We start from the raw sequence: 15,453 nt of genomic DNA, 5'->3' as shown, positions 1-15,453 counted from the left end.
ATAGCGGGCGGGCTGTGGACCGCAATCCCGGTAAGGCAAACCGATCAGGTCGAAATTTCGTCGACCCTTTCGCAATCGAAACGGCCATCCCATGTAGCGCAAGACAAATACCGCCAACCCCTTGTGTTGCTAAATTGCAACACCATCTGACCTGGAAAGCGACAGGAACCCCAGATGAACCTCGAAAAATTCACCGACCGCGCAAAAGGCTTTCTGCAAGCCGCGCAGACCGTGGCGATCCGCAACAACCATCAGCGGATCGCCCCCGAACACCTCCTCAAGGCGCTGATCGAGGACGATCAGGGCATGGCGTCCGGCCTGATTCAGGCGGCGGGCGGCGATCCCAAGCGCGTCGAGCGTGAGACCGATGCCGCGCTGGCAAAGATTCCCGCCGTCTCCGGCTCGGGTGCGCAAAGTTCGCCCGGCCTGGACAACGACTTGGTCCGCGTCCTCGATCAGGCCGAACAGGTTGCCCAGAAAGCAGGCGACAGTTTCGTCACCGTCGAGCGGATGCTGCTCGCGCTGGCCCTCGCCTCCACCACGGCGGCGGGCAAGGCCTTGGCGGCGGGCGGCGTGAACCCCCAAAGCCTGAACGGCGCGATCGAGAAATTGCGCCAGGGCCGCACCGCCGACACGGCGGGGGCGGAGGACCGGTACGACGCGCTCAAGAAATTCGCCCGCGACCTGACCCAGGTGGCGCGCGACGGCAAGCTCGACCCCGTGATCGGCCGCGACGAGGAAATCCGCCGCACCATCCAGATCCTGGCGCGCCGGACCAAGAACAACCCCGCCCTGATCGGCGAACCCGGCGTCGGCAAGACCGCGATCGCCGAGGGCTTGGCGTTGCGTATCGCGAACGGCGACGTGCCCGACACGTTGAAGGACCGCAAGCTGATGGCACTCGACATGGGTGCCCTCATCGCAGGTGCCAAATATCGTGGCGAGTTCGAGGAGCGGCTGAAGGGCGTGCTCGACGAGGTGAAGGCCGCCGAGGGCGACATCATCCTGTTCATCGACGAGATGCACACGCTGATCGGGGCCGGCAAGGGCGACGGGGCGATGGACGCCTCGAACCTGCTCAAGCCCGCTTTGGCGCGCGGTGAGCTGCACTGTGTCGGCGCGACCACGCTCGACGAATATCGCAAATATGTCGAGAAGGACCCCGCGCTCCAGCGGCGGTTCCAGCCCGTCTTCGTCGGCGAGCCCACGGTCGAGGACACCATCTCGATCCTGCGCGGCCTGAAGGAGAAGTACGAACTCCATCACGGCGTGCGCATCACCGACGGTGCGCTGGTGGCGGCGGCGACGCTGTCCAACCGCTACATCACCGACCGCTTCCTGCCCGACAAGGCGATCGACCTGATGGACGAGGCCGCCAGCCGCATCCGGATGGAGGTGGAGTCCAAGCCCGAGGAGATCGAGACGCTCGACCGCCGCATCCTGCGCCTGAAGATCGAGCGCGAGGGGCTGCGCCGCGAAAGCGACGCCGCCAGCATCGACCGGCTCGGCCATCTGGAGGAGGAACTCGCCAATCTGGAGGAACAGTCGCACGCGCTGACCCAGCGCTGGCAGGCCGAGAAGGACAAGATCGCGGGCGAGGCGAAGCTGAAGGAACAGCTCGACCAGGCGCGGATCGAACTCGACCAAGCGCAGCGTTCGGGCGACCTCGCGAAAGCCGGTGAACTCTCCTATGGCCGCATCCCGCAGCTGGAGAAGCAGCTTGCCGAGGCGCAGTCCGCGACCGAGGGCGCGATGCTGCGCGAGGAAGTCACCGCCGACGATATTGCGGGCGTGGTCAGCCGCTGGACCGGGGTGCCGGTCGACCGGATGATGCAGGGCGAACGCGAAAAGCTGCTCCGCATGGAGGAGGTGATCGGTGCGCGCGTGATCGGCCAGGAGGATGCGGTCCGCGCCGTCTCCACCGCCGTCCGCCGGGCACGCGCCGGGCTACAGGACCCCAACCGACCGCTGGGCAGCTTCCTGTTCCTGGGCCCGACGGGCGTCGGCAAGACCGAGCTGACCAAGGCGCTGGCCGAATTCCTGTTCGACGATCCCTCCGCGATGGTGCGCCTCGACATGAGCGAGTTTATGGAGAAGCACAGCGTCGCGCGGCTGATCGGCGCCCCTCCCGGCTATGTCGGCTATGAGGAAGGCGGCGTGCTGACCGAGGCGGTGCGGCGGCGGCCCTATCAGGTCGTGCTGTTCGACGAGGTGGAGAAGGCGCATGGCGACGTGTTCAACGTGCTGCTCCAGGTGCTGGACGACGGTCGCCTGACCGATGGCCAGGGGCGGACGGTCGATTTCTCGAACACGCTGATCATCCTGACCTCCAACCTGGGCAGCCAATATCTGGCCAATGTCGAGGACGGGCAGAGCGTCGAGAGCGTCGAGCCGCAGGTGATGGAGATCGTGCGCGGCCATTTCCGCCCCGAATTCCTCAACCGGCTGGACGAGATCATCCTGTTCCACCGGCTGGGCCAGAGCCATATGGGCCCGATCGTCGACATCCAGGTCGGCCGCGTCGCCAAGCTGCTGGCGGATCGCAAGATCAGCCTGCACCTGACCGATGCGGCGCGCGAATGGCTGGGCCGGGTGGGCTATGACCCGGTATACGGCGCGCGTCCCCTGCGCCGTGCGGTGCAACGGCACCTCCAGGACCCGCTGGCCGAAGAAATCCTGCGTGGGAATGTGAAGGACGGCGCAACCGTCACCGTCGACGAGGGCGACGGGAAGCTGGCGCTGTCGGTAGAGTAATCGAAAAAAAGGGGCGGTTCCCGAAGGAACCGCCCCAAGTCGGGTTCGCCGAAGCGAACCTTGGGGTCAGAAGTTCACACCAAACTGAAGTCGGATATAACGCGGCGCCTGATACTGGGTGACGTAACGATAGTCGCCACGCGGCGCACCGCTGCCCTGCGTACCGCGCTCGTTGAAGTCGATCTTCGCCTTTTCCGCAAAGAGGTTGAAAACGTCGAAACGGAAGAAGGCATCGAACGTGTCGACCGGCACCTTGAACTGGAAGGTGACGTTGGTCTGCGTCAGCCAGTCCGAGGTGAAGACACTGCCGCGCTGGATCGGCTGCAGCGTGCTCTGCGCGGGATTGCCGGTACCGGCCGTCGGGTTGGTCACGATCTGACCGTTCACGACATTGCAGAACAGGCCCTCTGCACCATATTGCCCGGCAAACGAATCGACGCGGTTCGGAACGCGGCCCATGCAGCCGAAGTAACGCTGCGAGGTCGCGCTGAAGTTCGCGCCGAAGGTGAACCAGTCGGAGAACCGGTACGAACCATAGGCCTTAAAGTTGTGACGGCGGTCGGTCGGCAGATAGCCGTACGAACCGATCGTCAGGCCGGGTTGGTCGAACGCGGTCGTCAGACCGGAATCCGACTGGCCATTGTCCGAACGAATACCGCCTTCGATATTACCAATGTTTTTGGCATAAGTATAGTTGGCGGCAAAGCTCCAGATGCCGTCGAACTCGCGCTCGACCAACAGTGTCACGGCCTTGTACTGCCGCTGAGCCCGCGGATAGCCAAGTTGGGCCGCCGTGAAAGTGACGGTGCGCGCCGTGGCTTCGCCGTTTACCGGATCGGCCAGGGTGATGGTTGAATCGGCACCGGGATTGGCCAGCACATACTGGTGGAAAGCATTCCAGATCGGCACTCGGTTATTCGGATTAGCCGTCGTCGGTGCTGCCTGCGTGCAATCCAAGTTGTTACGCGCGCAATAGTTGTTCACCGCGGCGTCGATCGCGATGTCTTCCAGCGACTCGTTTAGTTTGCGATAGGTACCGAAGGCACCAATCTTCCACCGCTGGCCAAGACGTTGTTCATAGCCGACGATGAACTCGTCCATCGACTGCGACTTCAGATTGCGAGCCACGGTCGACTCGGTCGAGGCGGCGGTACCGTCCTGATTGACTTCGCAGTTGTTCGCCGTGCCGGTCGCCCCCGGCGTGGGGCCGGGGCAAGGAACGCCGCCACTGAAATTGGCGGGCGATCCCAGAATCGGAACATTGTTAGCCCCCACCCCGGTGACGCGGTAGAAAGCCGTATAGTCGAGTTCCGCACCCGCCAGACGGATGTTGGTGTTGGTCGGCACCGGCAAATAGTAGCGACCGAAGAAGCCATACAGCTTCGTGCGCTGATCACCGATCGGGTCGATGGCGACGCTGACGCGGGGCGCCCACTGGTTCCCCGACTTGTAATAGGTCACGCCGCTCACGTTGTCGTTCGTGAAACGATCGTTACGCACGCCCGCCTGGATGCTCAGGCGGTTGTCGAACGCCGACCAAGCATCCTGGATGTAGAATGCTTCGTTGCGCGATTTGAACGTACCGCCGGTGACGTAGGTACGGCCGCCAACATACAGCGTGTTCGGGGTGGAAACGCGAGCGTCGCCCGACGGACCGGAATTATAATAGGTCCAGAAGACGTTGCCCGTGTAATCCGTCTGCGCCACCGACGTCAGGTTTTCACGATCATAGCCGCCGCGAACGTGATGCTCACCGGCCAGCTTGAAATACAGGTCCACGTCAGCGCGATAGAATTCGCGCTCGTCGCTGTTGGTGCTGATCGTGACCGACGGATTGCCGATCAGGACGGGGGTAAACAAGCCGCTCTGATCGCTGACGCCGGGGTTCACGGTATCGAAGGGCAGGCCGATGCCACGGCTCTTGGTCTTACCATAGGCGCCCGACAGCGTCAGCCACTTCGTAAACTGGCCTGTGTAGCGACCAACATAGCTTTCGCCGCCGCCGAGATAAACCGACTGACCAGCATAGGGGCCGGTGCGCGGACCCGCCGGATCGACGCGGCTATCATAGCCGCCACCCTGCGCATCGACGACGCTATACTGCGTGGTCGTGCTGCGGTCCTTGGTGTTGAAATAGGTGAACTCCAGCCGCTGCCCATCGACGATCACCGCGTCGATCTTGCCGCCAAACGAGGGTGAGCTCACGCGATAGACGTCGCGGAAGGCGCCGGTGCTGAACGGCGGAACAGCCTGACGGCCGGTCAGGACGCCTTGGTCGTTACGGATTTCGATCGAGGAGTTGGCGTTGGCGGCGAGGCCCGTGTCTTCCGACTTATAGTTGTTCGACTGATAGAAGCCGTAGAAGAACAGGTGATCCTTGATGATCGGACCCGACAGGCTGAAAATCGCTTGCTTGTTCTCGCGAACGTCATCCCGGTTCCACGCATAAAGCGTGTTCGGAGCATTTTCACGCAACGCGTCGAGTTCCATGTTGACCAGCACGCCGCCATGGAACTCGTTGCCGCCCGACTTGGTGGTGGCGTTGATGAACGCACCCGTGAAGCGACCATATTCCGCCGGGATCGAGCCGATCTTGGTTTCGACGGTGTTGTAGAATTCGAACGGCACACCCGCCGAACCCAGGCCGGTGCGCTGGTTCGTGATGTTCAGGCCATTGACAAAGAAGGCGTTTTCTGAAACCGACGAGCCTGCGACGGCGGGTAGGTTGCCGAAGGCCGAATCACCGGCGGCCGTGCCCGGCGCCAGCAGAACGACCGAGGTCAGATCGCGGCTGACGGGAACGCGCGCCGCCAGATCCGCGACTTGCACCACGGCGCCGACCGTGTTGCGGTCGAAGTCGGCGATCTGAATACGCCCTGCCGTGACGACGATGTCGCCGCCCGCCGACGCACCGACCGGAAGCAACGTAAACTGGTTCGCCGCCGATGACTGGTTCAAGTTGACCGAACCGTCCGTGAAGCTGTCATAGCCCGGCGCCGCAACGGTGAAGGTATAAACACCGATCGGCAGCGCCGAGACGCGGTAGTTACCCTCGTTATCGGTCTGAACCGTGCGCGAGAAGCCCTGCGCGTTGGACGTTACCGTAACCGATGCCCCCGCGATCGCCTTACCGTCCGTGCCCTGCACCTTACCGGTCGCGTTGACCTGAGTGAAATCCTGCGCGACCGCCGGAGCGGAGATCGCGATAGCCCCTACGCTGGCTCCCAGCATGGCCAAAGCCTGCAATGCGGCACTGCGGCGCAGCATGGCCTTAGGAAAAAAACCCTGTTCCGTCATCTCATTCCCCCTTTGCAGGCCATTTTGGCCTCGCCACGATGCCCCCTCCTCGGATGGGACACGCACTAACTTATGTCAGGGGCATGACGAACAGTTCAAAGACTAATTGATATATTATCCGATTTTTATAACAACGATTGCATTAAAGTCACACTTTGCCGCTCTCGCAGCATTGATTGTTTTAAACTTGGGCAGCCAAAAAAGGTCGCTGCCTACATCCTTAACAGGAGTGTATTGCTCTATTATATCAGTACATCGGCAGATATTTGAATTCTCAGGCTCGTCATCACAAGCTGCCACGATAATGGTGACGCGGCACATTTAACTTCGGGAAAGCCTGTTCTCAAAAAACGGGGGGCGGCTCCCGTAGGAACCGCCCCTTGCAAGGGGGATCCGCCGAAGCGGACCTGGGGTTAGAAGTTGAACTTGGCGCCGGCGCGGAACTGGCGGCCGAAGATGCCGTCGCCGCCCTGCACCGCGTTGTACAGATACGCGCCGTACGTGACCGGATCGATCGGAGGCAGGCGGTTGAAGACGTTCAGCACGTTCACGTAGAAAGTGAACTTGTCGTTGACCTTGAACGACGCATTCGCATCCGCGGTGATGTAGCTCTTCACACGGCAACCGAAATAGGCCGGGGCCTGACCGCAATCCTTGTACGCGTCGCCCTGGTCCATGGCCGACAGGTCATAGCCCGAGGTGTAGTTGACCGTACCCGACAGTGCGAAGTTGCCGAAGTCGAACGTGTTGACCCAGTTGCCCTTCCATTCGAACGTGCCCGAACCGGCCGTCAGGTTGAAGTTGCCCAGCGTGTCGACATAGGTCTGGCGAACGCCGTCCACCGTCGTGCTCAGCTCCAGGATGAGGCTGGCGTTCAGGTTGGTGGTCCAACGGAACGACCCGAAGTCGTAGAAGCCGTTGACACCGAAATCGATGCCTTCCGACTTGATCGTCTGGGCATTGATCAGCTGCGACCGGACGAAGGCGATCTTCGGCGTGGCGGTCGGGTTGTTGACGTCGACCGCATCCGGGATGACCTCGAACCCGGGCAGCGCCGCGCCGCCCGCATAATAGTTGGCGATCGCGGGCGACAGATCGGGGGTGGTGATCGCCCCGGTCTTGCGGATGTTGAAGTAATCGACGGTCAGCGACAGGCCGCGCACCGGATCGACCTTGATGCCGGCGGTGAAGCTGCGCGACTTTTCAGGTTCGAGATTCTGTGACGCCAGCGTGGTCTGCCCGATCGAATAGCTGGTGATATAGGACGAGCAATATTGCGGGGTCGCCGCCGAGCAGATCTGATTGGCACCCGGATTGATGCTGTACTGGCGCAGGAACGCCGCCGGGATGCTGCTCAGCTGCTGGGTCACGTAACCCGTGGTGGGCAGCGCATTCGCCTCGCCGAACGAGGGGATACGGAAACCACGCGAGTAGGTGCCGCGCAACGACACCTGGCGGATCGGCTTGAAGATCGCGCCGAACTTGGGCGAGAAGGCGCTCTGACCGCTCGAATAATGGTCATAGCGACCCGAGGCGTTGAGCGTCAGCTGATCGACGACCGGCGCGTTGACTTCGTAGAAGGCCGACGAAACGGTACGGTTGCCCTTGGTGCCGAAGGCGTTCAGGCGAAAGTAACGCTGGGTCGGGCCGTTCTCGTCCGAATTGGCGCTGGGCGCGTCGATCGCTTCGTAGAAGATCGAGCCGCCGACCGCCAGGCGCAGGTCGCCGCCCGGCAGCGTCATGATCGCCTTGCCCAAAGTGAACTGGGCCTGCAGCAGATCCGAGCTGTCGTTTGTGATGTTGGTCGGCGTCAGATAGTCCATCGTCGCCTGGCTGTTCAGGCCCGGATTGACGAAGTTGTAGCTGCCGTCCTTGATCACATCGAGCAGGTGCTGGATGTAGACATAGCCGTTCTGCTCCAGGCGCAGATCGGTATGCATCGCCGTCGCGTCGAAGCGGTAATCGACATCGTCGAAGATCGTGCCGTTGATCCCGAAGGCAGCGCGATAGACGCGGCTGCGGGTCCGGGTCGATTCGAAGCTGTTCGGCAGCGTGCCGACCAGACGCGCAACCTGGCCTGCGGCGGCGAACGGATTGTTCGGGTTCAACGTGCCGTTGGTCGCATTGCAGGCGCCGACGGTCGAACGCGGGCAGACATAGACCGGCAGCGCGAGGATCGCCGAATTGGGATCGATCGCGGGCGTGGCGTTCTGCGACGTCGAATATTGCGGGAACAGGATACCGGCCGGGGCATTGGCGCGGATATAGCTGGGCACGCCGGTATAGCCGGTCGTCGCCTGCTGGAAGTTCACCTGCAGATAGGCTTCCGACGTGTCACCGATCTTGGCGGTGAAGCGCGCCGATCCGCCGACACGCTCGATGTCCGGCGTGATGTTGCCGTACAGACGCTGGGTGTCGACCTGGCAGACGGTGCCGGGGGCGGTGGCGTTGGCGGGCAGCGCCAGCTCGGCGGCCGTCGGGTTGTACGGATTGCCGGTCAGACAGCCCGCCGCCGGGTTCAGCAGCTGATAGCGGCCGAGCGCGGTGGTGTTGGTCGCATCCGCCGGACGAACGTAGAAGTTCGGCGTGTTGATCGCGAAGCCGTTGGTATACTGGCCATTCTGGTCCAGCCCGTTGGCGATGTTGTTCGGACCGCAGACCGTGGAGCCGGTGCGGTTGGAGCAGATGCCGCGCTCGTCGCTGCTGTTGAACGGTCCGGGGAGCTGACGCGCCCTCACGCCCTCGGAGCGATAGTAGAAGCCGCTGATATAGGCGTTGTAGCCCTGCTCATCGAGGTCGCCGGTGCCGGCGGTCAGCGACAGGCGCTGATTGGCATTATAGCCGCGCTCGGAGATACCGGCTTCGGCGCGGCCCATGATGCCCTTCACCGAACGCTTGGTGATGATGTTCACCACGCCTGCGATCGCGTCGGCGCCATAGCTCGACGATGCGCCGTCGCGCAGAACTTCGACACGGTCGACAATGTCGTCGGGGATGGTGTTCAGGTCGACGAAGTTGCGCGTGCCGTCGTCCGACAGCGGATAATAGGCGGCGCGCAGGCCGTCGAACAGGACCAGGGTCGAGTTGGTCGACAGGCCGCGCAGCGACACCGACGACGCACCCGTCGCGAACGCGCCATTGGCGGTGAACGAGTTGGTCAGGGCCGGGCCGTTGTTCGACGCCAGCGCCTGGATACCCGCCTGCACGGTGTTGATACCGCGCGCGTCCAGATTCTCGGTGGTGATGGTCGACACGGGCGACGGGCCGACATCCGCACCACGGATGATCGAGCCGGTGACGACGATATCGCCGGTCGAACCGGCATTGGCCTGTTCGGCACCCTGCGCGACCTGCGCGTTGTTCTCGGCATTCTGGTTGGCGTCGGGCACGCTCTGCGCCCAAGCCGGCGAAACGAGCGCCATGGACAGCGGCGCGACCGTCGCAAGCAGGCCAAGCCTGCGCTGACCGATCCACGAATTGGTCATGTTCATTACCCCTTTTCTCACTTCCCTCCGACCTTTTGGCCGGGAGGGGCTCCGTCGGCGTGAAACAAAAATCTTGTTCGCTAACGGAATGTTGCTTGATTGAGACGAAGCATGGCTTCTGTAAAGCCCGGAAAAAGGGGGAAATCGTCACAAGGCTGCGCCTGTCGCATAAATGACACAAGTGCTGACCGATCTGAAATAGTCGTCACGAGCCTGTCAGGATGACAGAATGATGACGCGGACATGTCATGCAATCGATGGCAGCATTACTGACATATGTTATGCAATCGAATGAGGCAGTCGAGGATCGCCGCTGGCAACAGCGTGACGCACCCCGAAGGCAATTCGCCTCCGAAGACGGACTTACATTACGCTCACTGCAAAAACGGGCGGCCGGCGCATACGGTCCGACCTGGCAATCCGTGTCGCGCCACGGTGAAGTGTGCCCGCTCGTATGACGGGGCGGTGACGTCCGCTACATCAACGGCCGCCAGACAGAATCTGCAGGAAAGCCGCGCGCGCGACCTATTCGGCCAAGGCGGCAAGCGCCTTCGCGCCCTCGATCTTTCCAAGTGCGACGAACAGATTTTGCAGCATCGCCCGCTCTTCGTCGGTCAAATGCGGATTCCAGGCGTCGAGAATCAGGACCGCACGCAGTTCCGCACTGTCATTCCACGCTTCATGCTCGATCGTGTCGTCGAAGGCGAAAGCCTGCCCTTCGACCCAGGAGCGCGTCTCGCCACCGACTCGAAAGCCGCATCCATCGGGTACGATCAGCGGCAGATGGACGATCGCACGAACGTTGCTGACCCCGGTATGCGCGGGCAGGCGGGTGCCGGGTTTCAGCACCGAGAAGAAGGCGGTCGGCCCCTTGCCGGGAATATGCGCCAGCGGCAGTCGATCGAGCAGTGCCATGGTCTGGGGACAGGCCGCCGCCATCGCCTCGTCACGCACGCCGTAACGCCACAGATAGCGCGCGCTCCACGCTTCCGAATGATCGAGCGCGGTCCATTTATTCTCCGGCGTTCCGGCCTCCATCGCGACATAGGGCGTAAAACCGCTGTCGGGGAGCTCGAGAAGCGCCTCAAGCTCGGCACGGATCGCCGGCGTGGCGGCCTCCAGATCGGCGAACCAGGGGAAGCGATCGCGTTCGAAGAATTCGTCGGCGGGCAGGAAGGGAAAATGCACGCCGTGACACGCATTGTGATAGATGGCGCGGCGTCCCAGCAGCGCATCGACGCAACGATCGAAGCGTCGGCGTCGATCGGTGGGAATATCGCCCCATTGTGGCGTCAGGACCGCGTCGAGCCGATCCCCCAGCGCCTGCGCCCGCGCCGTGACACGTGCCTGCGCATGGGCCAGCAACTGCTCCAACCCCGGCGAACGCTCGGGTAGCGATTGCAGCACCGTCGCCACGCCATGCCAGCGGAACTGGGCTTGCGATTCCTCGCCCGCCCGTTCGTGCCATTCGGCCATGCGCACATTGGCCATGACGTGCCGCTGATCCCGGTGAAGAACTTGCATGAGGGCGTCGCGTTCACCCGCCACATCGCCCCGATCGCGCCGCGCGGTGGCCAGGTTCATCCAAAGCGGCGGTGCATCGGCATCGCCCGCGATGGCGCGCTCGAACCACGTAGAGGCCTTGGCGGGATCGCTCGCCAACAGGCTCATACCCATCGCGTTGCAGAGAATGGGATGGTCGGCGTCCTGCGCCAGCGCCTGATCCAGCAACCGGCGCGAACCCAGCACATTCCCCGCTGCCTGGGCGGCTTGAGCCTGTTGAAGCAACGACATGGCGGGCGCGGAAAGCGGCTGGGTCATGTCACGCGTTATGCGGTCGGAACCGGCGCGGTTACAAGCATCGTCCGCCCGAACCGGCAATTTCGCCAACGCGCTGGCGGATCGTCCCCACGCGCTCGAACAATCGGTATCTAGCGGCCTGCCATGGCGAACAATCCCAAAACCAGCATCGTCACCGTATAGACAAAGGCGGTACGGCGTAGGCCGACCGAATAGCCTGGTGCCAGAAACGCCCAAACACCCAGTAGCGGAATGGTCAGCATGACGAGGAGCAGCCAAACCGGCATGCGTCTCGGTTGTCGCGGTGGTTCGCAAACCGGCAGCCCAAAGGCCACCTCCCCAGGCTGCGGCATCATCAAACAACCTCAATAAAAAAGGGCGGCCCTTGCGGACCGCCCTTTCCCATAAGCGACATCGGTCGCCAACATCCGACTTAGAAGTGGATGCGGCCGCCGATGCGGAAGCCACGACCCACCGCGTCATAGGTCGACGGATAGGTGTTGCCGCTGTTGTACGAGGTCGAACCGGCATTCGAACCGACGATCGGCGGCTGCTTGTCCAGCAGGTTGGTCACCAGGATCGTGAATTCGAAATTCTCGGCCGCGCGGATACGCGTGCCCAGGTCGAGATAGTTATAGGCCTTGATCCGGTTGAAGTTCCAGTTCTGGCCCGCGATCGACGTGTTGCCGGTGATGACGCCCGAGAAGAGCGGGGTCAGGCCCGGCTCGTAACGGACCGTATCGATATGACGCCACAGCAGCGACAGGTCGACATCACCAAAGGTCAGCGTGGTGCGCTGGTTCCAGGCGAACTTCGGCTGGATGGTCAGGCAGTTGGCGCTGTAATAGCCGACGCATTCACGCGCGACCGAGTTCGGCGAGGCCTGGAAGGTGTTGCTGTTCGTCCAGGTGCCCTGGAAGTTCAGGTTCAACTTCGCAAAGCCCAGGTCCCGGCGATAGTCGACGCCCAGATCGATACCGTCGGTCGCGATACGGCCCAGGTTGGTCAAAGGCTGCGGCAGACCCGCCACCGTCGCCGACGAACCGCTCAGGCGGCCCGTGGTGGTGCTGCGACGGATGCTGGTGCAGGCCGTCGAAGTCGCCGAAGCGGCGGTGATGTTGCCGAAGCAAGCGGCCAGAATGTCCGCCGGGGTCGCTTCGGTGATCGCCTGGTTGATCTTGATGTTGAAGTAATCGACGCTGATGGTCAGCCCTTCGACCAGCGTACGCGGGGTCAGGATCGCGCCGACGGTGAAGGTGTCGGCAACTTCCGGACGAATGTTCGGGTTACCGCCGCCGGTCGCGTTGGGCTGGCCCGAAGCCGGGTTCTGGATCGAGCCGATCACCGCCGCCGGAGCGCCCTGCGCCAAGCAGATCGCCGCCAGATTGGCGTTGCTGGACGGAGCCGTACCGGCGCACGGATCGACGGTCAGGTTGACCAGATAGGTCGAGACCGGCGCGAACAGTTCGCTGATGTTGGGCGCACGAACCGCACGCTGATAGTTGCCGCGCAGCTTGAAGTCGGCAATCGGTTCCCAGCTGCCGCCGGCCTTCCAGGTGGTGGCATTGAAGCTGGGGTTACCGGTGGCGTCGATCTTGTAGCGCGACTGGCGGATACCGCCTTCGACGGTCAGGCTGCGGAAGAACGGCTTGTCCTCGACCAGCGGGGCGATGACCTCACCGAAGAACTCGGTGACGTTGAAGCCGCCATTGACCGGCAGGACCGGGCCGCCCGCACCGCCCAGTTCGCCGGGAACCAGGGCATAAGCGTCTGGAATGCGCTGAGCGCCGTAATCGCGATATTCCGCACCGGCCGCGAAGCTGATCGGGGTGGAGGCTGCGGGCGACGCGAAGCCGAAGTCGCCGTTCAGCAGCGCATGGACCTGCGACAGCTGGGTCTTGGTGGTGATCGTGCTCTGACCGTTCAGGAACGCGGCCTGTTCCGGCGAGATGCTGCCCGCCTGACCGAAGAGGTTCAACGGCACGCAGCCATTGGTGGTGACGGTGCAGGTCGTGGTGTTCGTCGCGTTCAGCGCCTGCTGCACGCGTGACTTCAGCACGTAACCCGACTGGGTCTGGGTGTTCTGGCTTTCGCCATAGGACCCGTACACGTCGAGGCTCATCGACTTGGTCAGGTTCAGGCGGACACCGGCGGTATAGTCGAACAGCGTCGTTTCATACTCGCTGATGCGCGGCCCGAGCTCGACGGTGCGGCGATACACTTCCGGCAACGGAATGGCGGTGCTGCTGTTGCAGGTGGCGCCCAGTGCGATCCCGGCGGCCGAGCAGAGCTGGTCGCGAATGCCGGCGGGCAGATACGGGTTGTTGCCCGGAATGGTCAGCGCTTCGCCGAAGATGCCCGACGGTGCGATGATGGTCGACACCCGGTTCTTCGAGAACAGGCCGCGCGTATAGACGGTGACGGTATCCGACACGTCGTAATGCGCCGAGCCGTACATGTTGTAACGCTTAAACGGCGTGAAGAAGATGTTGTACGGGCTGAAATTGAAGTCCTGATACGGCGTGACCAGCAGGTTGCTGCCGGGATTGACCTGCAACAGGCCCGACTGACCCGCGATGGCGAGCGAGGTCGGAACCGAAGTCGGCGAACCGCCGGCGGCGCGGCCGGTGGTCGAGCTGATCGTGCTCGACGAATAGGGGCGATCGCCCTGATAGATGGGGTCCGCTTCCTGATAGCCGACGCTGAAGACAGCGTTGCCGCGACCGTCGTCGAAATTCGCACCGATGGTCAGGTCAGCACGGAAATAATTGCCGTCGCCGCGCTGCGAAATCTGCTGGCTGGCCGAGGCATCGACGCCCGAAAAGTCCGAACGGGTCACGAAGTTGACGACACCCGACACCGCGTCCGCACCGTAGGAGGTCGACGCACCGCCGGTCAGCACATCCATACGCTCGAGCAGGGCGAGCGGGATGTTGTTGAGGTCGGTCTGACCGCCCAGACCCGCAGTCGCGATACGCTTGCCGTCGATCAGTACGAGGTTGCGGTTCGAACCCAGGTTGCGCAGGTTGACGAACGACGCACCGCCATTGCCGTTGTTCACGGCGGTGCCGATGCTGGGCACCGCGCCGGGCAGCTGACGCAGCACTTCCTCGGCGGTGTTGGTCTGACGCAGGGTCAGTTCCTCGCGACCAACCACGGCGACCGGGCTGGACGATACGAGGTTCGGGTTGCGGATCAGAGTGCCGGTGACGACGATGTCGCCCTGGCTGGACTCGGCGGTAACGGGCGTGCCGTCGCTGTTCGTCTGTTCGACGGCCTGATCCTGCGCAATGACCTGCGCCTGACCGGGCGCGGCGACGAAGCCTGCACCCATCAGCAACGTGGACGCCAGCAGGCGCACGCGAGCATTTGTTTTCATATGCTTAACCCCTTTTGTCGGCCTTATGACCTGACGTTTTCGACCCGAATATATCCGAGTGCTGCCATTTTATTACAAAGGTGTCGGCGATGGTTGCAAACCCAAACCCATCTATTTCATGACGTTGAATTCAGGTTTGTCGTCGCTGTGACATTACCGTCACATAACGCGCATCATAATTTCATCGCAGCCGCTGAAATTGAATGAAGGATACTCAGGCATATGAAATGGCTTCTTTTTCTAGCGTCTTGCATACCTGCGGTCGCGGCGGCGCAGCAAATCGGTGATCGCGGCAAGGCGGTCGACGAGTTGACCGCATGTCGCGACGTTCGCGGCGACGCAGCGCGATTACGCTGTTACGATCGGGCCGCGGAGGCCCTGGCGGGGGCGCGGGCATCGGGTGACTTGCTGGTGCTCGATCGAAAGACCGTTGTGGCACGCAAGCAACAGCGATTCGGACTGGCGACCCCAACCGGTGAGATGTTCGGCGGCGGCGAGGCCGACAAGGCGACCGAAGTCCGCCAGCTCGACAGCCAGATCGTCGCGATCGCGCCCGCCAAGGCCTATGGCCGCTTCGATTTGCAATTGGCCAATGGATCGGTCTGGCAGACCCTGGATGCCTTTTCCTTTCCGCCCAAGACAGGAGCCAAGGTAACGGTGAAGGAAGCCTCGTTCGGCGGGTATCGCCTATCGGTGTCGGGCGAGCGGTCCGTCCTGGCCAAGCGTATCCGGTAACCG

7 protein-coding genes are annotated in these 15,453 nt (G+C 62.7%); 2 read left to right on the top strand and 5 right to left on the bottom strand.

Features of this window, described 5'->3' with window-relative positions; translation table 11 throughout:
* The first annotated feature begins 174 nt into the window (after window positions 1-174).
* Window positions 175-2,754 (top strand): ATP-dependent chaperone ClpB, encoded by a 2,580-nt coding sequence (gene clpB, locus NZL82_RS04785; RefSeq protein WP_261268617.1) that lies wholly within the window; start codon window positions 175-177, stop codon window positions 2,752-2,754.
* A 66-nt stretch (window positions 2,755-2,820) separates the two neighbouring features.
* On the opposite strand, the gene NZL82_RS04780 is transcribed toward clpB, so the two are convergent.
* The 5 genes from NZL82_RS04780 to NZL82_RS04760 all read right to left on the bottom strand — a co-directional run bounded on the left by NZL82_RS04780 (window position 2,821) and on the right by NZL82_RS04760 (window position 14,715).
* Window positions 2,821-6,051 (bottom strand): TonB-dependent receptor, encoded by a 3,231-nt coding sequence (locus NZL82_RS04780; protein WP_261268616.1) that lies wholly within the window; start codon window positions 6,049-6,051, stop codon window positions 2,821-2,823.
* A 413-nt stretch (window positions 6,052-6,464) separates the two neighbouring features.
* Entirely contained in the window at window positions 6,465-9,536 is a 3,072-nt protein-coding gene (locus NZL82_RS04775; RefSeq protein WP_261268615.1) for a TonB-dependent receptor domain-containing protein, read from the bottom strand.
* Between the two features lie 525 nt (window positions 9,537-10,061).
* Window positions 10,062-11,357 carry an aspartyl/asparaginyl beta-hydroxylase domain-containing protein gene (locus tag NZL82_RS04770; RefSeq protein ID WP_261268614.1) on the bottom strand — a complete coding sequence of 432 codons (1,296 nt, stop codon included), beginning with the start codon at window positions 11,355-11,357 and terminating at the stop codon, window positions 10,062-10,064.
* A 110-nt stretch (window positions 11,358-11,467) separates the two neighbouring features.
* Window positions 11,468-11,623, bottom strand: coding sequence for a hypothetical protein (locus NZL82_RS04765; protein WP_261268613.1), 156 nt, complete (start codon window positions 11,621-11,623; stop codon window positions 11,468-11,470).
* Between the two features lie 146 nt (window positions 11,624-11,769).
* Window positions 11,770-14,715, bottom strand: a complete 2,946-nt coding sequence (locus NZL82_RS04760; RefSeq protein WP_261268612.1) for a TonB-dependent receptor domain-containing protein — start codon at window positions 14,713-14,715, stop codon at window positions 11,770-11,772.
* A gap of 222 nt (window positions 14,716-14,937) precedes the next feature.
* On the opposite strand from NZL82_RS04760, the gene NZL82_RS04755 reads away from it, so the two are divergent.
* On the top strand, window positions 14,938-15,450 hold the full coding sequence (locus tag NZL82_RS04755; RefSeq protein ID WP_261268611.1) for a hypothetical protein: 513 nt from the start codon (window positions 14,938-14,940) through the stop codon (window positions 15,448-15,450).
* Window positions 15,451-15,453 lie beyond the last annotated feature (3 nt).

It is taken from the genome of Sphingomonas sp. LC-1 (assembly GCF_025371035.1).
In the GTDB taxonomy this organism is placed as follows: domain Bacteria; phylum Pseudomonadota; class Alphaproteobacteria; order Sphingomonadales; family Sphingomonadaceae; genus Sphingomonas; species Sphingomonas sanguinis_E.
The sequence above is the reverse complement of the archived record's forward strand: the minus strand, read 5'-3'. Positions and strand labels throughout refer to the sequence as shown.